Annotated in this window: 18 protein-coding genes; 3 read left to right on the forward strand and 15 right to left on the reverse strand. The window is 35.2% G+C overall.

Annotation, left to right across the window (positions count from 1 at the left end):
* Positions 1-242: 242 nt before the first annotated feature.
* From JZO69_RS10415 to JZO69_RS10425, 3 genes are all read left to right on the forward strand, one after another.
* Positions 243-914, forward strand: a complete 672-nt coding sequence (locus JZO69_RS10415; protein WP_207112812.1) for a hypothetical protein — start codon at positions 243-245, stop codon at positions 912-914.
* Positions 914-1,777, forward strand: a complete 864-nt coding sequence (locus JZO69_RS10420; protein WP_207112813.1) for a sce7725 family protein — start codon at positions 914-916, stop codon at positions 1,775-1,777. Before JZO69_RS10415 ends, JZO69_RS10420 begins: the two co-directional genes overlap by 1 nt.
* A 206-nt stretch (positions 1,778-1,983) precedes the next feature.
* On the forward strand, positions 1,984-4,428 hold the full coding sequence (locus tag JZO69_RS10425) for a M60 family metallopeptidase (protein ID WP_207112814.1): 2,445 nt from the start codon (positions 1,984-1,986) through the stop codon (positions 4,426-4,428).
* 162 nt (positions 4,429-4,590) lie between these two features.
* Here JZO69_RS10425 and JZO69_RS10430 read toward each other — a convergent pair whose 3' ends face one another.
* The 15 genes from JZO69_RS10430 to JZO69_RS10500 form a co-directional block, all read right to left on the reverse strand.
* Positions 4,591-5,433, reverse strand: a complete 843-nt coding sequence (locus tag JZO69_RS10430; RefSeq protein WP_207112815.1) for an ABC transporter permease — start codon at positions 5,431-5,433, stop codon at positions 4,591-4,593.
* Between the two features lie 2 nt (positions 5,434-5,435).
* Positions 5,436-6,170: an ABC transporter ATP-binding protein gene (locus JZO69_RS10435; protein WP_242586709.1), complete on the reverse strand. Its 735-nt coding sequence runs from the start codon at positions 6,168-6,170 to the stop codon at positions 5,436-5,438.
* Between the two features lie 235 nt (positions 6,171-6,405).
* Positions 6,406-6,807, reverse strand: a complete 402-nt coding sequence (locus tag JZO69_RS10440; RefSeq protein ID WP_207112816.1) for a DUF3021 domain-containing protein — start codon at positions 6,805-6,807, stop codon at positions 6,406-6,408.
* On the reverse strand, positions 6,804-7,253 hold the full coding sequence (locus JZO69_RS10445; RefSeq protein WP_207112817.1) for a LytTR family DNA-binding domain-containing protein: 450 nt from the start codon (positions 7,251-7,253) through the stop codon (positions 6,804-6,806). Before JZO69_RS10445 ends, JZO69_RS10440 begins: the two co-directional genes overlap by 4 nt.
* A 111-nt stretch (positions 7,254-7,364) precedes the next feature.
* Positions 7,365-8,549 (reverse strand): AbrB/MazE/SpoVT family DNA-binding domain-containing protein, encoded by a 1,185-nt coding sequence (locus JZO69_RS10450; protein ID WP_207112818.1) that lies wholly within the window; start codon positions 8,547-8,549, stop codon positions 7,365-7,367.
* A 167-nt stretch (positions 8,550-8,716) separates the two neighbouring features.
* Positions 8,717-9,187 carry a GNAT family N-acetyltransferase gene (locus JZO69_RS10455; RefSeq protein WP_207112819.1) on the reverse strand — a complete coding sequence of 157 codons (471 nt, stop codon included), beginning with the start codon at positions 9,185-9,187 and terminating at the stop codon, positions 8,717-8,719.
* A 283-nt stretch (positions 9,188-9,470) separates the two neighbouring features.
* Positions 9,471-9,746, reverse strand: coding sequence for a hypothetical protein (locus JZO69_RS10460; protein WP_207112820.1), 276 nt, complete (start codon positions 9,744-9,746; stop codon positions 9,471-9,473).
* 373 nt (positions 9,747-10,119) lie between these two features.
* The gene (locus JZO69_RS10465) at positions 10,120-11,223 is read right to left on the reverse strand and encodes an NADH-dependent flavin oxidoreductase (protein WP_207112821.1); all 1,104 of its coding nucleotides are present in this window, start codon (positions 11,221-11,223) and stop codon (positions 10,120-10,122) included.
* 85 nt (positions 11,224-11,308) lie between these two features.
* Positions 11,309-11,677: a MarR family winged helix-turn-helix transcriptional regulator gene (locus tag JZO69_RS10470; RefSeq protein ID WP_207112822.1), complete on the reverse strand. Its 369-nt coding sequence runs from the start codon at positions 11,675-11,677 to the stop codon at positions 11,309-11,311.
* A 144-nt stretch (positions 11,678-11,821) separates the two neighbouring features.
* Entirely contained in the window at positions 11,822-13,135 is a 1,314-nt protein-coding gene (locus JZO69_RS10475) for a solute carrier family 23 protein (protein ID WP_207112823.1), read from the reverse strand.
* Between the two features lie 340 nt (positions 13,136-13,475).
* Positions 13,476-14,426 (reverse strand): DUF4767 domain-containing protein, encoded by a 951-nt coding sequence (locus JZO69_RS10480; protein WP_207112824.1) that lies wholly within the window; start codon positions 14,424-14,426, stop codon positions 13,476-13,478.
* Between the two features lie 198 nt (positions 14,427-14,624).
* A complete protein-coding gene (locus JZO69_RS10485; protein ID WP_207112825.1) occupies positions 14,625-21,149 on the reverse strand; it encodes a Cna B-type domain-containing protein in 6,525 nt (2,174 codons plus the stop codon).
* Positions 21,150-21,495: 346 nt separating this feature from the next.
* Complete coding sequence (locus tag JZO69_RS10490; protein ID WP_207112826.1) at positions 21,496-22,401, reverse strand: phosphatase PAP2 family protein; 906 nt, start codon at positions 22,399-22,401, stop codon at positions 21,496-21,498.
* A gap of 337 nt (positions 22,402-22,738) precedes the next feature.
* Positions 22,739-23,974, reverse strand: a complete 1,236-nt coding sequence (gene codA / locus JZO69_RS10495) for a cytosine deaminase (protein ID WP_207112827.1) — start codon at positions 23,972-23,974, stop codon at positions 22,739-22,741.
* Positions 23,975-24,195: 221 nt separating this feature from the next.
* A complete protein-coding gene (locus JZO69_RS10500; protein ID WP_207112828.1) occupies positions 24,196-24,843 on the reverse strand; it encodes a DUF998 domain-containing protein in 648 nt (215 codons plus the stop codon).
* Positions 24,844-24,957 lie beyond the last annotated feature (114 nt).

A 24,957-nucleotide genomic window follows, 5' to 3' on the forward strand; every position in this document is an offset into this window, starting at 1 on the left:
TCTCAATAAATACACCTAATTCTATTCTTAAATACTGCGGTTTACTCTACTAAAGGTCAATTTTTTTATAAGAATGTATTTTTAATAAATATTAAAAAAATATCTTTTTATAAATAATTCTATTAATCTAGCTACTAACATTATTCACAAAAAGCTTACTTATATCTGTTCATAAAAAAGAAAAAACTTTATTTTTACGAACGTATGTTTTATAGTAGATTAAAAGATTAAAGGAGCTAATAATGAAAACGTCATTAACCATCCAAATGGAAGAAGTGCTTTATTATTATTGTCGTGAAAATGGAGATATTGTCGTTGAGGAAGTCACTATGCCTGAAACCCAAGGAATAGTGGATACACTGAGTTGTCGTTTAACTGCCGATAATCAATTCGAATGGCGTTGTTATGAGTTAAAAGTCAGTAAAGCCGATTTCCGCTCAAAAGCAAAGCTTTCCTTTATTGGTAATTATAATTATTTTGTCTTACCACAAGCTCTTTTTGAAAAAGTCAAAGAAGAAATTCCAAGTCATATCGGTGTGATGGTTTATCATCAATATATTTCAGCGGACGAACAAAAGTTACCGGGCTATTTTACAATAGAAAAAAAACCGCAAAGACAAGCTCTTTTAGTCAATGAACAGGAACTACTTTTCCGTTTGATCAGCGCACAAGCTAGAGAAGTTGGCAAGGCTAAACAAACAGCACGAGGCTTGCGGGTTTTTCCGACTGATAGGCTTTATAACGAGTTAAAAAAAAGACAACCTGACTATGACTTATTTGGCGGCGGCGTGAATTACTATGATTGTTTTGTAGAAGATATTTGTGATCAGGCGGTTGAGGCTTTAAAAGAGGAATTAGAGGCCACGCGTGAGGCTTATTTTAAATTGGAACAACGTCTTTGGGAGGAAAAATAATGTATTATCCTTATTTTCGTGGGAAACAATTTGACTTACTTGCACTAACGACACTTTTAGAACATCATTGCTTGTCCCGACAAGTCATACCAATTATTGAACCTGTTAAAAACTCTACTGCGTTGAAAAAATTTATCGAGTTGTTCCAAAGAGAAAATCAGCCTTTTTATCTTATTCAAAATCCTCAAGCTGGCGACTTTTTGACTGAAGAAGGAATCCTTCATCTAAACTCATTACCTTTAGAAAAGGCTCTGATCGTTGAACAACCTATCGAAACATTAAGCGCAGAACCGCAATTATTTGTGATTGGCAACTCGACTCCTGCTTTGCAAAGTGATTGGCAATCCAATCAGGTAAATGTCTTGGTTCCTGAAGAACTCCGTTTGCTGCAAAAAATCAGCGGCAATAAGATTCTTTCTCAGGATGTTTTCACTAGATTACCTAAAATAAGTTACTACCAAGAATGTTCTGATGAATTTTTTTCAGATACACATTTAGCGTTTCAAAAAAGAGGTTTTATCGGATTTAGTGATTTTTCTATTGATAGCCGAATCTATTATGAACACAGCTATCCTTCAAAATCATTGCCTTTGCACCTTGTTTATTTTGAAAATGACCACTTACGAATTCATCATTTTCTTTCAAGTGAAGAAGCTCCATCTCAAAAAGACAAATTTTTTGAGCTAATGGCTGAGGTCAGTGAGTGGAAAACAAAATTATGTGGGGAAAAAGTGACTTTAGGCATCGAGCTACTCCTTGATATTGCTTCAAAAGAAAAATTTCCAGGCATGGGAGTGATGAGAAAAGCTGCAGTGATGCATCATATGGAATTGATGTCTCGTTGCCTCGATGAGCAAAAATAAATGTTTTAACTTTTAAAAGAGTAGAACCACTTTAAAACTTTGATTTTATTATTAACTAATTGGTAATTCAATATAAAATGTAGTTTTCATCATCATTATATATTAAAGGGTCACAAAAGTTTAACCTAATGTCTAAAAATGAACAGAAAAATACATAAAATAGATATATAATAAAATTATATTGAAAGAAAGTTGGTTAAACAAAAATGAAAAAGAATAAATGTTCACTTTATTTTGGGGTTTCTATGTTGGCTTTATTAGCTACTACTTTTTTGTATACAGAGGCTTACCATGCCACTTCTGATTCGGATTCCCCCAAAGTTAGTATTAAAACCGAGCTAGCTCAAACGGAAAGTATTACAGACTACAAACAAACTCAATTAGATAATCGCTTTGGTCCTAGTGATAATCAGTCCTCTGGTATTTACAAGAAAGAGTCAGATGTAATCACCATTTATGTTGATGAAAATACAGATCAACTATCGTTGCCAACCTATACTATTTCTCCCGTTGCCCTAACAGATAGCCGAGAAGGCCATTCCGAACGAACGCCATTAAAAAAAGGGGAGAATATCATTTCTACAAGAGATGAAGGAGTCATTCATCTTCAAAACACAACAGAGCCAACACCTCAAAATAAATTAACTGTCACAGTAGAAGGTGGTTTAAAACTGCCTCGATTCATCTTTGGGAAAACGACTGAAGCTGATTGGCAAAAGGAATTAAAACAAAACCCCTTAGCTCCTGGTTATGAATTAATTGGGAAGAAAACATTGATCACAGGTTCAAGAGTAACATTACCGCAAGTGAAAGATCCTAAAACTATAGTTGAGACCTATGATCGTATAATTGACATCCATGATAAATCATCCGGTTTGGACAACAGTTCTACTCTACACAGAAAAAGTCGTGGTCTTATTCAACATATGAGAGAAACACAAGAACCTCAATATTATATGTATGCTACGTATAATCACACTGCCTATTCTCAAAGTGAAGGAATGGGTTACTTATTATCTCCTTCCCCAGACAACCATTGGGGACCCATGCATGAATTCGGTCATACGTACCAATCACTTAGAATGACTTGGAGCAACATGACAGAAGTAACAGTGAATATTTACAGTATGAGAAGTAACAAAGCACTCGGAAATAGAAGTCGCTTAGAAAAAGATCATGTTTATGAGAAAGTTTCCACTTACTTTAATCAAGCCAATAAAAATTATGAGACAGAAGATTTATTTACACGACTAGCTATGTTTTGGCAATTAGAATTAGCATTTGGTGATGATTTCTACCCTAAATTGCATAAATTATATCGAGAAGAAGCAAAAGATATAAAGAACAATGATCTAGAAAAAATACAATATTTTATTACTTCTACCTCGAAAATAGCTAATAAGAATTTACTTCCTTATTTTGAAATGTGGGGACTGACAATTTCTCCTGAAACAAAACAAGTGTTAGAAAAATACCCTAAATTAACGCATAAAATTTGGGAACACCGTGATGAACCTGAAAAACCAATTAGTCCAATCGATATACCAGAACCACCAGTAAATTTACCCGCTTCTGATATCAACTATGACTCAGTAAAATTAAACTGGCAAGCAGGATACAGCATCAACCCAATAAAAGAATATGTTATTTTCAGAGATGACAAAGAAATTGCACGTACATCTTCTGAATCATTTATAGATAAAACAGTTAAATCAAATACATTATACACATACACGCTGACCGCTATAGATACTATGGGCAAAATGTCTAAGAAAAATACTAGCTTTAAAGTACGCATACCAAATAAAGCTGAAACAGAAATTCCTGTTCCAACAAAACCAAACAATTTGACAGCCACTTCTGTACTACGAGATAGATTATCCATAAGTTGGGACAAATCGAGTAGTTTCATCGGTATTTCCAATTACAATGTTTATCGTAATGGTTTAAAAATTGCTAGCACAAAAAATCTTTCTTTTGAAGATACCCAATTAAAACCAGACACAACATACACTTATGAAATCATAGCTATAGATACTTTCAATAGAGAATCACCTAAAAGCGATGTACTGACTGTAAAAACATTGGCATTTCCGACGCCAACATTGCCAACAAAACCAAGTAATCTTAGTGCAAACGAAATAACCCAGAATTCATTGACCTTGTCTTGGACTCGATCAGATAGTCCAATTGGAATTTCACAATATAATGTTTACCGTAATGGAATCAAAATAACTACTGTACGAAATACGCCTTTCAAAGATACAAACCTAAAACCAAATACAACATATACTTATGAAATTATAGCTATAGATACCTTCAAGCAAGAGTCAGAGAAAAGTGAACCTTTGACCGTGAAAACGCAAGGAGACAGCAATGGGTTGTCAGTATGGAAAAGTACAGAAGTTTATAATGAAGGGGATAAAGTCCTATATAACGGCTTACAATATGAAGCAAAATGGTGGAATCAAAATAACCGCCCGGATCAATCTGATGCTTGGAAACTCCTTTCCAATCAATCTCTGGAATGGGAATTAGAGAAATCATATGAAAAAGATGATACCGTAACGTTCCAAGGGCAAACCTATATAGCAAAATGGTGGACACAAGGCGATCAACCTGGAATCTCACCAGTTTGGGAACTGATTTAAAATTCCTGCCTTTAAATACGACCAATCTACTATATATATTTAATAAACACCACAATTCTTTGCTCAGCAATATCAAACGACGTATAGGCATTTTTATCTTAGGATGATAAAAAATGCCTATACGTCGTAGTTTTTTACTTTAAACGGATTCGCTAAAGTAGCCTAGCGTTTAATTTCTACTCTTTTAACATTGAATAGCGCGATTCCTAGAAAAATACAACTTGAAACAATTAGTATGGTAATCGGAAACAATAGTTCATACGGATAGTTCATTACAATACCCAATTCTTCTTGCACAACTTTCATTGCTTGTTTATCAGCTGAGGCAAACGCATTTTCTGTTAAAATCCTCCGAATCATCACAACACCGCTTGTTAAAGGAAAATATTTGACTACTAATTGAGCCGTTTCGGGTAAACTACCGATTGGTACGTAGCAACCCGTTAAAAAACCCAACAACGGTCCAATAATTGATGTCATCGTCGAAAATGTATCGATTCGACGGAAAAAACTAGCTACAAAAAACATAAACGCAGATGAACAAAAGATCGTTAAAAGGCTAACTAATAGCAACAAGCCAAACTGCGTCATTGATAAAAATGAACCTTTTGAAATAAACACAATATAACATTCAGCTACGATAATAACGGCCATCGTGATCACAAATGAAATCAAAAATGTACTAAAGAAATACCCCAACATAATTTTACTTTTAGCAATGGGTGATATCATAAAATCGGTGTAGACGTTCCGCTCTTTATCACGAATCATCAAGCTAACAGACCCTAATGTGGAACTAGCTGAAGCAATACCAATCACGCCTGCCAGCATCCACGTATCTACCACTAACTGCGGATTTGATAAAACAGATAGCTGCTTCACTAAGCTATCTCCCAATAAAAAAACATATAAACCAATCATGATCAAAGCTCCAATAAATGAACCGATAACTGCCTGTTTATTTTTAAAAAATAGTAATAATCCTCTATATACTAATGCATTCATTTTTATTTTCTCCCTTTTTCAACGATATTTAAAAAGACATCTTCTAATGCAAGACATTCATAGGTAGTTTTTAAATTTTCTGGTGAATCATAAGCCTTGATTTGACCTGCATCCAACATTAAGATATTCGTTGAATCTCTAGCTTCTTCCATATAATGCGTAGTCAATACGATGGTCATCTTATATTTTTCTTTTAGGTGATGAATCAACTTCCACATGTCCGCTCTGGAAACAATATCTAAGCCTGTAGTTGGCTCGTCCAAAAATAATAGTTTAGGCGTGTTGAGTAACGCTCTGGCAATATCTACTTTTCTTTTTTCGCCGCCAGACAAAACGCCATAGCGTTTATTTAAAAGATGCTGCCCTTGCACATCCGCTAATTTTTCATTGGCTAATGCTTTCGCTTGCTTCCAGTTATTTGTATAAAAATAAGCTCTCATAACTAAATTATCTTTAACTGATAATTCTTGATCTAAAATACTATTTTGGAAAACAACTGAGATCAGTGATTTATGTTCGATCGAATTTGAATCTATTTTCTTTCCCTCAAGCTGTATCTCACCTGAATCTGGTTTGGCTAATCCGAGGATCAATGAAATCAGTGTAGATTTCCCAGCACCATTTGGCCCAAGAATCGAAAATAATTCACCCTCTTGGATCGAAAATGAAATATTGTTTAAGACTTGCTGCTGATTGTATTTCTTGGCTATAGTTGAGACTGTTACAAGTTCTGTCATGTTATTGGCTCCTTCGTTCTGGTTGATAAATCAACTATAAGCAACCTTACAGGCAAAAACAACAGACTTTTTCTAAGTGGTCGAAAAACAGGACTAAGATGCAAAAAAAGTCATTTAGAATCGAGTAATTGGACTAAAAACCGCCCAATGCGTTTTTCCATGCATTGGGCGGTTTCTAGAAAATTGCCGAAGATCCTGACTTTTTTAACACGTTTATTTGAATTTTTTATTCATGTCACTTATTCTTTTGAATGTATCGGTTCATTTCTTGAGCCTCTTTTTTATCGTTACTATACATAATAAATTTTATGAAGAAAAAAATAAGTAAAATAAGAAACAGATTTCTCACTAACCCATTAACTCCCAGTTCCCAATCAAAAAGATAATTGCCAATAATGATCAGTGTAAATATAATACTGATGTATAAAATCTGATTGATGATCATCCGTCGATTCGAATATACCTCGCGATCATCTACCAGAAATAACAGGGCACCAGAGACTACCGAAACAAATAACATAAATTCAATCGTAGTAAATAAAACTGCCTTATTTACTACTAAGTTCACCACAACTAGAATTGTAAAAATCATCGAAGTTAAGCGAAAAGCATTTTTTAAGTATGCAGTAATTTTCATTTTTTACGCTCCATTCCTAATCCTTTTTTCAAATCTGGAACATACTTTCTTGATATAGCAACTCGCTCATCATTAAGCAACGTCGCTTCAAAACGTCCACTTAAGGTAGGGGCGATTGCCTTGATTGCTGTAATATTAAGCAGCATGGATTTTGATGTTCGGATAAATTTAAAAGATGATAATTGCTCTTCCAACTGATATAATTTTTCACTACTTTGACAAACTAAGTTTTCCGTATAAATAAAGCTTTTTTTATCGACAACTTCAATATAAAGAATTTCAGAAAATGCTATTCTGTATAATGAACCATTTTCTTCCCCTATTAAAAATCGCTCCTCCTCATTTAAGAGAGACAACACATTTTCTAGAACTGGCGTTAATTTATGAACGTTAAAAATCGCTCGCTCATCCTCGTTGGAATCAATAAATTCAATCGTTGTTTTCAAGATGAATCCCTTTCTTCTTTTTTTATTTATAGCATAACAGAAAATACCAGAAAAAATACACCAACAAATGAAAAATCTGTCGATGTATTCTCTAGATTATTAAATTCGCTACTATTGTTCATCTATACTTTGTTCAACGATCACCTGAAAAGAGTTGTTCAAATTCTGAGCCATTTTCTGCAGATTTTGAAGCAACAAGACAATCCAGCTAAAAGCCAACATAAAAGATAATAACTCAAATGCCGTTAACGAAAGATAACTGGTCCACTGAAATAGCACCACAACTACAACTAATGTCGCCGCAATCATATAAGAGATCGACAAGAATTCTTTGGTTACATTTGGTAACAGCCACTTGATTCCTACAATTAAAATAACAATCAAATAAACTAAATAGCCCGCAACTTGATTATGAACGCCTTGAAAAGGTCCTGTTTCTGTATAAGGAAATAAACCTACTGCACCAAGATCTAGCGCTGTTAACGTTAATAGAATTTTTAAAATCGTCAATCGTCTACTATGAGGTATCGCTTTTTGTAATTCTACAAATAAACTATCGATCAAAGCAACCATCAACAATGCCGAAAACATCAAGGTAACATTAAACTGCCAGCTACTTTTAGCTTCAATCGTGCCCAAAAAACTAAAGTTGAATTGCCACCATTGATGATCTCTATTCGTGATCATAGAAAGCAACACTCCACCAAAGATCACAAAAATCAACAGATTAGTCAATTTAGACGGTGTAATCGAAAGCGCGGAATAAATCATAAAATAATTGATCGCTCCAACAAACACAAAAAAAAGTAGTGTCGCTGTATATAGATCAAAAGACGCCCCAGAAAAAACCAAATCAATGACTTTGAAAAAAACTAGTATAGAAAATAGTAAAATAACAATAAATGACAGCAGAATCGCCGGAAAATTACGCCAATAAATATCTTTTGATAGCGTTGTGACTTGATTCCTCTTCCCTCTTATAAAGAAAAGTAAGAAACTAAACACGCCACTTGAAATCCCTAATACAAGAACAAAATCAGCAATTGAATATCTCCCGGTCAAAGCAACCTGCGTGTAGTTGTTAAACATCAGATAACTTAGAAAAAGAATACTTACTACCGTTGTTGGAATCAAAAACCATCTCAGAGACATTGTCTGATTTCCAGCTACTTTCTTTTTAGGTTCGATCACTATTTTTTGATCCTTGATACTTACTGTCACTTCATCTTCATTTTCTAACTGAAACTCTTCTACTATCTTATTCGGCAGTGCTATCCGAAACTGCTTATCTTCCACGCCTATTCCTCCTATGCTTAACCATCTCATAAATATTATAGATTTCTAGAATTTAAAAGCAATAAATATGTTCTTTTCTAACCTTATTTATCATTTATTCAATTCTAAGTTAATTAAGCTTAAAATGATAGACAAAATCCGAAGATTTTTATAGGTATATTTATCTTTTATTTTTCGTTCGTTTTGAACTCTTTTTTCATACAAACACATAAGTCATCTCCAATAAATTCACCATAATTTGGAATGATACTATATCCATGTCGTTCATAAAAACGGATTGCGCTTAGCATCTCCTTTCCAGTTTCTAGAACAGCTTGCTTATAGCCTTTTTCTTGCATATTCATTTCTAGTGCTTGCATGATTTTAGAAGCTGCACCATTGCCGCGACTTGTCGGTCTTACATACATGCGTTTTATTTCCGGCGTTTGCTCATCTAAAAGCTTCCAGCAACCACAACCAACAGCAACTTGTCCATCGTAAGCGACAACCGCACAAGCCATTTCTGCTAGATTGTGATGATTTTGATAACTTTGAGCGACCTCTGTTCCCCATTCTTCATTGAAAAAGTCATTTAGTTCTTTTATTAAATTTAACAACTCTGGATCAGTTGTTGCTACACGTTTTATCTTAATCGACATTAGGCACCTCTACTTTTCCATTTTTTTATTCCTCTATCTATTCCAATTATAGTGTATCCATTCCCTAGATTCAAAGTAAATACAGCTCGAAAAGAGGATATGGCAAGTCGTTTAGGTTCGAGCAATTGGACTAAAAACCGCACAATGCATAAAACGCATTGTGCGGTTTTTAGAAAATTGCCAAAGAACCTGACTTTTTCACATCAAAAATCTCAATAAACGGTGATAAATAGCTATTGCGATTCGTTATTCAGCCTAAATTAAACGCTTTCATTCGAGTGATTTACAAACCACCTAAACTTGCTAGATAAAAGTCCATGGTATAAAAACGATAGTCACTTTTAGAATATTTTGATTTCTTATCTTGTATTTGATCGATCAATGCAAAACGTTCTTGTTCTGTAACTTCTTCCCAGTCTTCATCGCCCATTCTGCAATACAATCTAAAGGGTAGTTCAACATCCATATGAACTTCTAAAAACCTGTCGGGATCTCCTAATCCATGATATTCAACATCTGTGATGATCTCACCCACATAATTTAGATATTTTTTACTCATTCCGCTCAACCTCCTAATCTTTTTTTAGTCCAAAAAAATATTTTTCTTTATAATGAAATTGTACTAGATTTTTGGATAATTAACAACCTATTTTCAATTTAGCTAAGCGAAAATGGACGCTGCCTTTCTCCTCACACGATAAAACTAACTATTCAGTACCTAAGATAAAATTAGCCAAAACATCACCCATAACCATAAAACATAGTTCCATTAATATTTTTCTCTCCTTTAGTTAAATATATTAACATACGGTTAAGCTTAATTATTTATCCACTTTAAACAAAAAAAAGAAAAGTATGGGGCAAAACTGCTTTTCAGTTTTGCTCCACACTCTAAATCCCAATAAATGGCGAGACAAAAACGACTAGCGTCTTTATTTCAGCCGCTCAGGCATCATTCCTTCTAAAAATCCCCACACACCATTACTAATTCGTAACTCATCTCGATCATAGTGAGAAAGCTCTGTTCTAATCAACTGATCTTGTCCGTCCAACACTTTTTGTGCCCAGTGAGGATCGATCAAAATTGCTCGGCCAATAGCGGCTAAGTCAGCAGTAGCTAATACTTCTTTTGCATCCGCACCCGTTCTGATATCTCCTACACCGATCAGAGGTAGGCGATTATCGATTGTTTCTTTGATATACTCTATAATTGGTTTTTCTTTAAATTCATCACTAACTGAATAATTTCTATAATTACTCATTGATAAATGTAAATAATCCAAAGGTTTATTAGACAATTGATCCACTAAAAATAACGTATCACTTAAGCGAATCCCCGGAGTTTCATATTCTTCAGGTGAAAAACGATAACCTACAACAAAGTCTTTAACACCCGATTGGTCCACGACTTCCGTTACACCATCAACCAAATCATTGATAAATTTAACTCTTTTTTCTAACGATCCGCCCCAATCATCCGTACGTCGATTGGAATGTGGAGAGAAAAATTGTTGGATCAAATACGTATTGGCACCATGAATTTCCACACCATCAAAACCTGCTTTGATTGCTCGTTCCGTTGCTTGTTTAAAACTTTCTAAGATTTCAACGATTTCTTCTTCCGTTAACGCTCTTGGTGTTTGTGCATCTGGCCGTTCGGCCGCAACTGCACTTGGTGCAACAGGTTGAACGCCTTGTAAAACTTTGGAATCTGTCATGCGACCACCATGAAAAATTTGTAGGATCGCTTTTGTATGATTTTTCTTAATAGCAGCAGCTAATTTAGCAAGTCCTGGAATAAAGCGATCATCATATACACCTAGCTCCCCATCCCAGCCTTTGCCTCCTTCATGAACATTCGCTGCAGCGGTGATAAACGCCCCAACTTCACCTGTTCGTAATGCGTAATAATCAATCTCATCGTTTGTTACAACGCCATCAAAAAAAGACATTTTCGTAGTCATTGGCGCAACAACTATTCTATTTTTTAAGTGTAGCCCTCTTTTAAACGTTAAACCTGACGCTAAATCATTCATCAAATCTTCCTCTCTTTTAAATGCATGCACATGCAACTAATTATATAGTAAAGAATAAAAGACCAAAAAGCAACGTTTTAGTCTTTTAAATAAAGTACTCTTTTAAAATAGCATTTACATCCTGCTCAACAGAAGCCATTAACATTGCCCCTTCATTGGTCAAATCTATGTATACACCACGTTTATCATCTGCACAAATCCTTCTTTCAATCACTGCAGGAATCCTATCTTCCAATCTATTAATCATACGAGACAACGCACTTTGGCTCAAACATAAATAATTCCCTAAATCATTTAATCTCATGCACCGTCCATTTTGTTTGAGCTGATATAAAGCATAATACTCACTTGTTGTAAGTTGATTGTTTTTCTTTAATATATCTTCTAGTTTTTTCTCAACTATGGACTGCTTTTTTACATAGTCCAACCATTGTGACATAAGAGGTGCTTCCATTTGATCATCCCTCCATGATTCTTCTCTTCAACTAGTTATATTCTGCTTGTTTTTAGTGTAAAAGTCAAAATTTTAAGAAACGTACAAATAAAAGAAAAGCCATGGACCATAGTCGCACGACTTTTCTTTTATTGTACTTGTCACTTAGCTAGCATTCAAAATCCACATAAATCCTACAAAAACAAAGAATAAAGCGTACATGATCGGTGACACTTCTTTGCCACGTTTTGCAGCGATCATTGTGATTGGGTAGAAAATAAAACCAAGTGCAATCCCATCAGAAATACTGTAAGTCAAAGGCATTCCTAAAAGAATCAAGAAAGAAGGAATTGCAATTTCCATTTCTTTCCATTTGATTTGACTAAGAGATTGAGCCATTAACACGCCCACAACGATTAGCGCTGGTGCTGTTACTTGAGACGTTACGACCGAAAGTAATGGTGAGAAAAATAGCCCAACGATGAAGAAAAGACCAGTCGTCACAGCTGTCAGCCCAGAACGTCCACCAACGGCAATTCCTGCAGAAGATTCTACATATGCACCAACAGGAGAAGTTCCTAAAAGAGAACCCGCTAACATTGCTGTTGAATCTGCCGCTAAGGCTTTTCCAACTCGAGGCATTTTATTGTCTTTCATAAAACCTGCTTGATTCGCTAGACCGACTAATGTTCCTGCTGTATCAAAGAACGTTACTAATAAGAAGGTTAAGACCACAACCCATAATTGTAAAGAATTAATATCACCCACATGCTTTAAAGCCACTAAAAAAGTTGGTTTAAGACTTGGAGCTGCTGATACAATTTTAGCAGGTACTTCAATTAAACCTGTTACCAATCCTAAAACAGTTGTTGCTGTCATTCCTATAAAAATACCTCCTGGAACACGGCGCACCATCATAATCGCCGTAATCGCTAAACCAAAAATAGTCAGCCAAGTTGTTCCAACATTCAATGGCCCTAAAGCAACTAACGTTGATTCATTAGAAACAATGATCCCGCCTTCGCTTAGTCCTAGAAAAGCGATAAACAGACCAATTCCGCCAGAAATCGCATATTTTAAATCTGCCGGTATCGCATCAATGATCAACTCACGTAATTTAAACACCGTAATCAAAATGAATATCAGCGATGCGACAAAAACTCCCGCTAAAGCTGTTTCCCAAGGAACACCCATTCCCACACAAACAGAATAAGCAAAAAAGGCATTGATCCCTAATGCTGGAGCTGTTGCGATCGGATACTTAGCAAAAATCCCCATCAATATACAGCCTAATGCACTAGCTAAAGCTGTGGCAGTAAAAACGGCACCTTCATCCATTCCTGAAGCCCCTAAAACAGTCGGATTAACAAATAGAATATACGCCATAGAAATAAAGGTCGTAAATCCAGCTAGAAATTCACGTTTCACAGTCGTATTTAATTTGTCGATCTCAAAATAGGAAATAATTTTTTCTTTCACTTGATATCCTCCTAAAATCCGAACAATAAACTGTTCGTAAAATTGCGATTTGTTACTTAAACAACGTGTTCAATCATATAATAAACAAAAGGATAAGTAAATACAAAGGTCAGAATCGGTCATCCCTCTACTTATTTTTTATTCAACCAAAAAAAGATGCAGACGGAACAGAATCATGCTCTTCAGAACCATATACTTTTGACCTATCCTCGTATAGATTTCGTTAAGATTCAGTCCCTATCTAAAACAAAAAACAGCCCTGAGATAAAAACTTAATGCCTTTTTTATCTCAGAACCTAAACTATTTGATTTCAACTCACTTAATAATCCACTAATATGATTATCTTCCGACAATTTCGGCAAAGCCATTATTTAAATCTGCATTTTGTGACTGCTTAAAGTAAATCATGTTTTCCGGATTTCCTTGATTTTGCATTGTCACTAATACTATCGGCTGTCCATTTAAAATTGTAAAAAGATATAAATGCCTTTCCAGTTTATCAGTTGTAGCAATATCAGAATAAATAGCGACAACATTATACACATTACTAGCCGTTCCATTTTCAGACCATTGTAGAACTGCTTGATTTCCACCAACCGCTATATTATTTCGCGAAAAGATACTTGGAAAATGATAACCATACCAATTTGCTTCAAATCCTGGATAATACTCAATATACGATTGTCCCATCACATCTCCCCAGCTTTGCATAAACGCAAGTAGATCCAATCTTTTTTGAAGATTCCACGGCACTATGGTTTCAGTTACCGGAGGAGTTGGTGTTGGAGCGGCAGCTGCTTTGGATGGTTCAGTTTTTTCATTTGTTTCTTTTGTTTTTTCTGGAGCTTTTTTACTGCCTTCACGTTCTTTGACTATTTCCTTGTTGATCTCTTCAGTTAGTTCTTGACCATATTGTTTCAGTGTTTTGGATCCTTTTTTCGCTCCGACTAACACTGATAGTTCTTTTAATGCCTTAGTGTATTCTTTTTCTTCTTTTAATGTCATGATGTTTTGATACGACTTGACTTGTTCTACTAGTTGCTTAGCTTCATCGCTATCTTTTTTGTATTCTAAAGCTAATTGAAATGCAGCCTTGGCTTTAGACATATCTTTATCGACAATCGCTTCTTTCCCTTTAGCCATTGCTGAATCATACTCTGCTTGTTTTTTATCATTCGTCGTTGTTGTTGTAGCTTCACTAGATGTTGAGCTTGTCTCCTTATTATTTGAACACCCTGCAACCAAACCAATAATCAAAAACGAACTTATCCCAACCAATATCTTTTTCATGTTTAAACACTCCTTTTATATTTTACACTTTTCCCTTTCTACATTATCTATTACTATCCTCTTTATGACAAGCTTCGCTACTAATTTTCTTAGATAAAAAAACGCTTTCTTCTGTATACAAATTTGTAAAGATAAAGAGTGAGAGAATATCAGTAACATCTGATGATTCCCTCACTCTATTGATTTTATCGTTTAAAGTTAAACTTCCCTACTTTTTTTATACCAGAGCATTCCCATTAAAATAATTAGTACGATCCCTACTATTTTAAGTATCGGTCGTTGGATACTACCTGTTTTAGGATAGTGCTTTACAGGTTCATTCTTATCAAAATCTTGTTTTATATCCGTTGAAGTTGTTGGCTCTTCTTGGATATACGTATTGATGATGGTCGTGCCTTCAATTTTTGTTTCATAGCCCGTTACTGGATCTTCTTTGATTGTGTAACGATATTCGTTGCCTTTGGTATCATATTTTGGTAGTTTGCTGAAGGTATAGTTCCAATCGCCAGTTTCATTTGCTTTGACTTCTTGAACTTTGTATTCTTTGTTATTTTGATATAAGCGAATGGTAATTGCATCTGGACGAGCCTTGAATTTATTTTGATCGTCATTCCAGATTTTTTCTCCGCTAATCTCTGTGGTTTCTTTGTTTGTATATGTGTTAGTGATCGTAGTCCCTTCAACTTTTGATTCATAATTTTTTACTTGATCTTCTTTCACCGTATAGTTGTATTCATTTCCTTTAGTATCATATTTTGGCAAGTTACTAAAGGTATAGTTCCAATCGCCAGTTTTATTTGTTTTGACTTCTTGGACTTTGTATTCTTTGTTATTTTGATACAAGCGAACTGTGATTGACTCTGGACGTGTTTTGAATTTATTTTGGTAATCTTCCCAGATTTTCTTACCGCTTATTTCTGTTGTTTCTTTATTTTCATACGTATTTGTGATGGTTGTTCCTTCGATTTTCGTTTTGTAGTCTTTGACTGGATCTTCTTTCAGCGTATAGTTGTATTCGTTACCTTCACTGTCATATTTCGGCAAGTTCGTGAAGCTGTAGCTCCAATCGCCAGATTCATCCGCTTTGACTTCTTGCATTTGGTATTCTTTTTCGTTTTGGTATAAACGAACGGTGATTGACTCTGGGCGGGTCTGGAATTTATTTTGATAATCTTCCCAGATTTTCTTACCGCTTATTTCTGTTGTTTCTTTATTTTCATACGTATTTGTAATGGTTGTTCCTTCGATTTTTGTTTCGTATTCTTTAACTGGATCTTCTTTTAATGTATAGCTGTATTCATTGCCTTCCGTATCGTATTTGGGCAAGTTTGTGAAGTTGTAGGTCCAATCACCGCTTTTATCTGGTTTAATTTCTTGGACTTGGTATTCTTGATCGTTTTGGTACAAACGAACTGTGATCGATTCTGGACGGGTTTTAAATTTATTTTGGTAATCTTCCCAAACCTTTTTGCCCGCCACTTCTGTTGTTTCATTATTGACATAGGTGTTGATGATCGTGGTTCCATCAATTCTTGTTTTATACTCTTTAACTGGATCTTCTTTTAAGGTGTAGATATATTCATTGCCTTTTGCATCGTATTTTGGTAAATCGGTGAACGTGTAATTCCAATCACCTGTCTTAAGATTTGCTTTAACTGCTTGTTTTTTGAACTCTTTATCGTTTTGGTATAAACGGATCGTGATTGAATTCGTACGGGTCCGGAATTTATTTTTGTAGTCGTTCCAGATTTTCTTGCCGCTGATTTCGGTTGTTTCTTTGTTTGTATAACTATTAGTGATTGTTGTTCCTTCGATTTTCGTTTCGTAGTCTTTGACTGGATCTTCCTTCACAGTATAACTATATTCGTTGCCTTCACTGTCATATTTCGGTAAGTTCGTGAAGCTGTAGCTCCAATCGCCAGATTCATCCGCTTTAACTTCTTGCACTTGGTATTCTTTGTCATTTTGGTATAAGCGAACGGTGATTGACTCTGGGCGGGTCTTGAATTTATTTTGGTAATCTTCCCAGATTTTTTCACCGCTGATTTCGGTTGTTTCTTTGTTTGTATAGCTATTTGTGATTGTTGTTCCTTCGATTTTCGTTTCGTAGTCTTTGACTGGATCTTCCTTCACAGTATAATTGTATTCGTTGCCTTCACTGTCATATTTCGGCAAGTTTGTGAAGCTGTAGCTCCAATCATTGTTTTCATCGGCTTTGACTTCTTGCACTTGGTATTCTTTGTCGTTTTGGTATAAACGAACAGTAATTGATTCTGGGCGGGTTTTGAATTTATTTTGGTAGTCGTTCCAGACCTTTTTACCGCTGATTTCGGTTGTTTCTTTGTTTTCATAGCTATTTGTGATGGTTGTTCCTTCGATTTTTGTTTCGTATTCTTTGACTGGATCTTCTTTCAACGTATAGTTGTATTCGTTGCCTTCACTGTCATATTTCGGCAAGTTCGTGAAGCTGTAGCTCCAATCGCCAGTTTCTGTTGCTTTGACTTCTTGCATTTGGTATTCTTTTTCGTTTTGGTATAAACGAACGGTAATTGATTCGGGACGTGTTTTGAATTTATTTTGGTAATCGTTCCAGATTTTTTCACCGCTGATTTCGGTCGTTTCTTTGTTTTCATAGCTATTTGTGATGGTTGTTCCTTCGATTTTCGTTTCGTAGTCTTTGACTGGATCTTCTTTCAGCGTATAGTTGTATTCATTACCTTCGCTGTCATATTTTGGTAAGTTCGTGAAGCTGTAGCTCCAATCGCCAGTTTCTGTGGCTTTGACTTCTTGCACTTGGTATTCTTTGTCATTTTGGTATAAACGAACGGTAATTGATTCTGGGCGAGTTTTGAATTTATTTTGGTAATCGTTCCAGATTTTTTCACCGCTGATTTCGGTCGTTTCTTTGTTTTCATAGCTATTTGTGATGGTTGTTCCTTCGATTTTCGTTTCGTAGTCTTTGACTGGATCTTCCTTCACAGTATAACTATATTCGTTGCCTTCACTGTCATATTTCGGTAAGTTCGTGAAGCTGTAGCTCCAATCGCCAGTTTCTGTTGCTTTGACTTCTTGCACTTGATATTCTTTGTCGTTTTGGTATAAGCGAACGGTAATTGATTCTGGGCGGGTTTTAAATTTATTTTGGTAATCGTTCCAGATTTTCTTACCGTTGATTTCGGTTGTTTCTTTGTTTTCATAGCTATTTGTGATGGTTGTTCCTTCGATTTTCGTTTCGTAGTCTTTGACTGGATCTTCCTTCACAGTATAACTATATTCGTTGCCTTCAGTGTCATATTTCGGCAAGTTCGTGAAGCTGTAGCTCCAATCGCCAGTTTCTGTTGCTTTGACTTCTTGCACTTGATATTCTTTGTCGTTTTGATATAAGCGAACGGTGATTGATTCTGGGCGGGTTTTGAATTTATTTTGGTAGTCGTTCCAGACCTTTTTACCGCTGATTTCGGTTGTTTCTTTGTTTTCATAGCTATTTGTGATGGTTGTTCCTTCGATTTTTGTTTCGTAGTCTTTAACTGAATCTTCTTTCAGCGTATAGTTGTATTCATTGCCTTCCGTATCGTATTTGGGCAAGTTTGTGAAGTTGTAGGTCCAATCACCGCTTTTATCTGGTTTAATTTCTTGGACTTGGTATTCTTTGTCATTTTGGTATAAGCGAACAGTGATTGATTCTGGCCGGGTTTTGAATTTATTTTGGTAGTCGTTCCAGATTTTCTTGCCGTTGATTTCGGTCGTTTCTCTTGCTCGTTTTTCATTTTCAATAGTCCGTTGGATTACCTCATTATCTTTATCGGCTGTAACGGTAATCACGATTCCTTTAGCAAATTCAGGACTTACCGCGTACCCTTTTGGTGCTTTTTCTTCTACTAATAAATAGTTGCCTTTGATTAGTGAACTGAAAACGGCCCGGCCAGATTGTTGATCAGTTGTTATTCTTTCTACGATTTTCTCATTATCTTTCTTTTCTCCACGATATAAAACAAAGACTGCACCTGGTAGAGGCGTTTGCGTTCCTTTGATTACTTTGAATACATCTAATTGTTCTGTCGTTCCGATAATTTCACCGGAACTCTTTGGAACAATCACAGGAACAGATTTCGTCTTAGGTTCATCTGTTATGATAAAATCACTTCCGGATACTCTAACACTATTCGTAACTACAATTTCATCACCTGGAATATCTCTTTTAGAATAAGTGATTTCAGCATCATAGGTCAGTTCAATGGTATCCTTTAAATCATTCGCTAATTTAATATGGAAACTACGTTCTGTATGGTCAAAAGTATAATCGATTCCTTTTTCTAAGATCTTGCCTTTATTTTCACCAGAAGTATAAACTAATTTCATGGTATCGAATAACGCCCGATTATTGAACCATTTATAGTCTTCTATTTCAACATTTTTTAAATCAAATTTATGCTCATTTATGATGACTTTCCATTTGATTCTATTCGGAAATTCTTTACTGATTTCGCCTTCTTTTCGTACAACCATTTCTTGTCCAACGCTATAATCAACGCTGGCTTCAACCGCTTTTCTAGGCGTATAATCATCTTCATAGTAAGCTACGTTTTTTATCTTTTTCTTTAAGATGTCTTCTTTATTTTTTAAAGTGGTACGAAAAACGATCAAAAAGCGATACTTTGCACCTTCGTCAAAATTTGCTTTTATCTTATTTTCTGCTTGATCAAATCTTACTGTTGCCTTTTCAGTTGGTTTATACGATGTACCTTCAAATTCTTGTTGTAATATTTCAACTGAGCCTTCCACATATTCTTGATCATCAGGTATTGGATCTTCAATTATACTATTCTTGTTGATCTTGTATTGTATTTCGTTGACTCCAATGCGCCATTCTACCTCTTGTGTTTCTGGAAGGTAAGTCCCAAATTTATTCGCTGAGATAGAATTTTTTTGACGGAAAAATACTTTTCCTGTATGACCTTCTTTTTCTTCTCCACCTTGCGTATATCTATATATGCAGTTATTCATGTGTTCGACATTATCGTCAAAATGGGATTTATAATTTATTTGAAAAGTATGATTCGTTTCTTCTTCAGATAAGTAACGTATTTCAAATCCTTTTACTTCACCATTTTCTTTAATCAGTTTTAGTGAATAATCCTGATTTTCAATTAATTGTTTATTGCTTGTTCTATCTGTGACAAGGATCGTCTGATCAAAAATATAACCTGTACTTAATTTGTCGGTGATAAACCATTTACTGATCGTGCGATTGTTTTGATTAAATAGAATCGTCCAATCTAATTCATTACTTTGTTGATCCCAAACATAGTCTTTTGAAACGGTTGATTCTGGCTCAGGTGGTTCTTCTCCAGTTCCCGGAATTTCCTTTGGTACAGATATATGATGTTTGCCATGATAAACGGTGTTACTGATTGAGGTACCTTCACGCGGACGATAAGTTACTTTTGTTTTGTATGTGATATCAATAGGCTGATCAACATCTTGTTCAAATTGAAATTCAAAGCCCTCTTTGATTTCAGTAACTGTGTATGGAGCGAATGGAGAAACCGTCAAACTATCTTTTATAAAATCTTGTTGAGAGCCAACGATATCTGTAAATTTCGCTTCTTCTTTAGGAATGTGGCGACCACTTGGATTAAACGTGACGGTCCAAGTGATTTCTTGTGTTTTTTCATCAAAATCGCCTGCTTTTTTACTGATATCCACATGCTCTTCAAGTGACGTGCTAGCTGTTGCTTCTTCGTCTTGTCGATTGCTGCCGCTCAAAGTGATTTTATTTGTAATTGTTCCTTGACCTGCATAATTGATCGGCGTGCTTAGATACAAAACGAATGACTCTTCAATGTTCGATGGAAAATGAGCAACACCAGATGGATCAAAATTGATCAAACCTGTTACGTCTTCATTCTCGGTAATATTCCCATCCAAATCCACATTGGCTTTTACCATTTTTGTAATATTATAAGCAGAAGCTACTTTTTTCCACTCGCTATTCGTCGTTTCTTCTGTTAAGGTTGGATTTTCGATCAGGTTTCTGTTTGGATTGATTAGGATTTTCCAGTCAACAATTGGTTCGTTTTCTGAATCATACCTTGTATTTAAGTACTCTTTTTGAATAAAAGAAGTAATTTTTGTGCTAATAAATATTTCTTTGCCTTCTGCATCATTTGACCACGGAATGATTATTTTTTTCTTTCCAGGAATCGTTATTTTTCGTTCATCCATTGTTAGAGAGAACCTTAAACGACCTTCAACATTGTCATGCTTTTGGACTTCGGAATTAAATGTCATCGTTACATTTCCTGCTGAATCGCAAGCATAATTTCCGTATATCAATCCCGTTGAGGGGTCTTTCAAGTCCCCACTTTGTCCACTTAAAGCAATAAAGTCTGTCGGTAAAGTAAATTTAAAATAATCCCCATCTTGCATTTCTTTCCCCAAATCATCAGGAAGAGAAAAGGCATATTCGATTTGGAATGTATCTCCTTTTTTCAACGGATTACTGGAGGTCACTTCCTCCCCATTTAAGGTTAGTAATACATCATTAAAAATCGTCTTATTGCCGTTTACATCACGCGAAAGTGACTCTGATGCAGACAAGCTAGTTAGATCTCGGCCTGTCTCTTGTGCAAATACTGGCTGAAAAAATAAAGCCCCAAAACTATCAAATAAAATACTTCCTATCATGATCAAAGTTATTATTATATTTCTACTCTTCTTCATCTTTTGAGTTCCCCCTATGGTTTATTAAGGTCTTCTTACTTTAATCTTCAGACAAATACAACACGGATAGTTAGATACGCTCATCTGAAAAACAGACCTACTTCTCTTCAAAAATCCTTTCTGATCCTATTTTTTATGTCTTTGTCACAGGTAGTATCCATTTTAGGTCTTTCAAGATTATTTTCATATATGTAAAGATTCACACTGCTATAACTAATTAAATATGTTTTTTTATACTCATTTATATTATGTTTCATCATAAATAAACCACTTAAAAAAGCCTATTAAAACCAACAGTATATCGTTAGCTTTAACAGACTTTTATCGATTAACATTCAATTGTTTTTTATTTTATCAGCTTAAGTTGAGCACATCTTGTTCCCACAAAGATCAGAAAAATAATGATAAAAGCACCCATTGTCGCATCACTAAAGAAATGACAGCCTAATAAAACTCTACTAATAGCTGTAATTGCTCCCCAAGAAACACCAAAAATCAATAATTTTTTACGTAACTTCACACGTTTAGGACTAGCATATAAGGGAAAGAACAACGCAAACATACTTTCACAAGAATGCCCTGACGGAAACGATTTATGTCCAGTTGGTCCATTCATTTTGTACCACGGAGTAAAATTATCTTGGATAGCATTCAGTTCGTATGGTCGAACACGTCCCCATAAAATCTTGATTTCTTCCACACACATAAGATAAACGAAAGCTACCGCCACACCTAAAATAGCTACACGCATCAAGCGCTCCATTTCTTCATTCGTTTTTCGGCTTAACCAACTTTGAATGATCAACGTTGCTATTGCGAAAACAACGATACAAACAATAATATTTATATAGGATGGTAATGTTGGATTAACACCGCCATCATTATTTGCTTGCCCGATCGGACGACCGTGTTCGACATTTTGGATAGACGATAAGGTATACTGAATAGCAAATTTTAAATAATACCATATTCCATATAAAGAAAGACCTGTTCCTGCCACAATAATCAATAATTTAGCAATCGCTGGCTGACTCGATCGAATCGTATAATGAATAATGATTTCTCCACTCATCATGATCACCACACCTACTGGAAAGCAAGCATAGTTTTGTAAAAAGGTGGCAATATATGAGTTTTGGCTCATCACTGCGTTTGAAATGGCTAAATCCCCAAACGTACCAATCCCAAGCAAAACCACAAAAATTGAGATAACCATTGTAATTCTTCTACTATCTGACATTTTTTTTAACATTTTTATCCCTCCTAAATTTAAAAGCGTAGCGGCCTCATTTAGCTCTGACAGGAAAATAGGGAATTACGACTGAGGTGCTTTTTGCCACAATTTTTTTGTCTTTTTCCCCAAGAGCTAACTTGTGTAACCGAGTACCCTTAAAACACTTCCAAGTATCATTCTATCACTTGAAAACATGAAATATAATACATTTTGTAAGTTTTTTATCATTAAAAAGACATTAATCCTCTAACTCACCTTTTTTTCAAAAAAAAAAGGAATCCTGGGCTAAACTTCCACCACGTGATTCCTTCATTATTTTATAGCCACTTATGAGGTCAGTGGCAACTTTTGATATTTAATAGTATAACTCCACTTTTGCCGGTATCGTTTCAATAATTTTTTTACCTGCTTTAAATGAATATAATAATTCAGCCCGGTCACTGATGACATCATAAAAGTTTTCAGCATTTAAAACGACAAAATCAGCAGAATTCCCTACTTTGATTCCATAGCTATCGCCTAAATTCAAGGTTCTCGCTGCGTTCGTTGTGATAAATTGATAGCTATTCATAATTTCATCGTACCCCATCATTTGACCAACATGTAAGCCCATATGAACAACGTCTACCATATCTGCATTGCGTAATGGATACCAAGGATCAAAAATATCATCATGACCAAAAGAAACATTATTTCCATTTTCCATTAGCTCTTTTACACGCATCAATCCTCGACGTTTAGGATATTGATCGAAACGCCCTTGTAGATGTGTATTAACCAATGGGTTAGCCACAAAATTGATTTCACTCATTTTAAGCAAGCGGAATAATTTAGAACAATACGCATTATTATACGAATGCATGGCAGTTGTATGACTAGCTGTGACTTTTTCTTTTAACCCAGTTTCAAGGGCCCTACACGCTAAAACTTCCAACCCTTTTGCCTCTGGATCATCGATTTCATCGCAATGGACATCGACCAACGCATCATAGCGCAGCGCCAAATCAATACAGTAATTGATACTTTCTACCGCATATTCCCGCGTAAACTCAAAATGAGGAATCGCACCAACCCCATCTGCGCCAAGCTTCATCGCTTCTTCAAGCAGCTCTTTTCCATGTGGGAAAGAAAGAATTCCTTCTTGTGGAAATGCGATAATTTGGATCGTCATCAATTCTTTTAGTTCTTCACGAAGCTTCACCAGTGTTTTTAAAGCTAGTAGATTAGGATCAGTAATATCAACATGTGTCCGTACATATTGAATACCATTTTTTGCCTGCATTCGGACAGCTTCATTAACCCGTGTACGAATATCTTCTTCAGTAAGTGTTTTTTTACGTTCAGACCAACATTCGATTCCTTCAAATAACGTTCCCGACTTGTTCCAAACAGGCTCTCCAGCTGTCAAACATGTATCTAAATGAACATGACTTTCTATAAATGGTGGAAAAACGGCTTTACCGCCTAAATCTAAAATCTCCTCATCTTTTTCTGAAACTAACTGATGCCCGATTTTTTGAAAAACACCATTTACTATACGAATATCTTGTAGTTCAGTTGAGTTTTCTATGTAAGCATTTTTGATTAGCATTTTTATCCTCCTTGAATTTTGATGAATCAAATCACCTTTATTATAGCAAATAGCGTACTAGGTTTGTTTTCCTGCTTTTGTTTTTCTTCATCAAACTAATTCTCCAAATAACTTAAACAAGGAAACTTACTACAAAAACTACAATGAGGATATGACAAAAGTCGTTTATTCAGATTTTTGGTGGCGTTAATAAAAATCGAGGAATTTTGTCCTATTCTTTCTCACTTAACTTTGCCATTTTTGATTTGATCTAGGGCAAATATCATTATCGGTAAGTAATTAAATATAAAACTTATCCGCTGACAAAAGCCAATTTGATTCAACACTGGTAACTGATTGATTGCAGGAATTCGCGCCAACCCATATATCCCAGCAAAAAAAATACTGATCAGAAACAAAATCAAATACCTTTTGCTATAAGTTGCTTTCCCCTGTTGTTGATAAAGAAAATATAAAAAAAGTGGGAAAAGCAGAAAGCCTGCATAACCTAAACCCGAGCCAATGTTATGGACCCAAGTAGAAAAATTCCAATTTGTTTGCTCCGTATTGATACTGAATAGCCCAGTGAAAATACAGTCTCCCACACCATAAAATCCAATCGCTAAAGCCAGTAAAGTAGCTAATTTTTGCGAAGTAGCGCTAAAGGTTTGATACACTGGTGTAATTGCCAAAACAAACAGTAAGCCAGATACTACAGACCAAATTAAAAATGCTTGTCTGACTGGACTATCTATTTCACCGAATACGCTGATTACCATCGTCATTTGGTTCATTTTTGGATGAAAAATCCCTAGAATATAAGGTGTTAAAAAATCGCTTATTGCACCTAACAATAGAAAATAAAACCCATATTTTTTAAGAATATTCATTTTGATCCTCCTAATTTAATTCTTCTGGTGGCCCTGTCATTCCAATTATACGCAATTACATGATTATTTAATAATCATAATTTGTGCATATAAAACAAAATGAGGTGACCCCCA

The sequence above is a fragment of the Candidatus Enterococcus ikei genome, assembly GCF_017316105.1.
GTDB lineage: Bacteria > Bacillota > Bacilli > Lactobacillales > Enterococcaceae > Enterococcus_L > Enterococcus_L ikei.

Excerpts from the sequence above, each read along its gene's own strand:
- JZO69_RS10460 (WP_207112820.1), bottom strand. The coding sequence starts at position 9,746 with ATGAGTAAAAAATATCTAAATTATGTGGGTGAGATCATCACAGATGTT.
- JZO69_RS10485 (WP_207112825.1), bottom strand. The coding sequence starts at position 21,149 with ATGAAGAAGAGTAGAAATATAATAATAACTTTGATCATGATAGGAAGT.
- JZO69_RS10465 (WP_207112821.1), bottom strand. The coding sequence starts at position 11,223 with ATGAATGATTTAGCGTCAGGTTTAACGTTTAAAAGAGGGCTACACTTA.
- JZO69_RS10435 (WP_242586709.1), bottom strand. The coding sequence starts at position 6,170 with ATGACAGAACTTGTAACAGTCTCAACTATAGCCAAGAAATACAATCAG.
- JZO69_RS10420 (WP_207112813.1), top strand. The coding sequence starts at position 914 with ATGTATTATCCTTATTTTCGTGGGAAACAATTTGACTTACTTGCACTA.
- JZO69_RS10500 (WP_207112828.1), bottom strand. The coding sequence starts at position 24,843 with ATGAATATTCTTAAAAAATATGGGTTTTATTTTCTATTGTTAGGTGCA.
- JZO69_RS10415 (WP_207112812.1), top strand. The coding sequence starts at position 243 with ATGAAAACGTCATTAACCATCCAAATGGAAGAAGTGCTTTATTATTAT.
- JZO69_RS10480 (WP_207112824.1), bottom strand. The coding sequence starts at position 14,426 with ATGAAAAAGATATTGGTTGGGATAAGTTCGTTTTTGATTATTGGTTTG.
- JZO69_RS10440 (WP_207112816.1), bottom strand. The coding sequence starts at position 6,807 with ATGAAAATTACTGCATACTTAAAAAATGCTTTTCGCTTAACTTCGATG.
- codA (WP_207112827.1), bottom strand. The coding sequence starts at position 23,974 with ATGCTAATCAAAAATGCTTACATAGAAAACTCAACTGAACTACAAGAT.
- JZO69_RS10470 (WP_207112822.1), bottom strand. The coding sequence starts at position 11,677 with ATGGAAGCACCTCTTATGTCACAATGGTTGGACTATGTAAAAAAGCAG.
- JZO69_RS10490 (WP_207112826.1), bottom strand. The coding sequence starts at position 22,401 with ATGTTAAAAAAAATGTCAGATAGTAGAAGAATTACAATGGTTATCTCA.
- JZO69_RS10425 (WP_207112814.1), top strand. The coding sequence starts at position 1,984 with ATGAAAAAGAATAAATGTTCACTTTATTTTGGGGTTTCTATGTTGGCT.
- JZO69_RS10430 (WP_207112815.1), bottom strand. The coding sequence starts at position 5,433 with ATGAATGCATTAGTATATAGAGGATTATTACTATTTTTTAAAAATAAA.
- JZO69_RS10455 (WP_207112819.1), bottom strand. The coding sequence starts at position 9,187 with ATGTCGATTAAGATAAAACGTGTAGCAACAACTGATCCAGAGTTGTTA.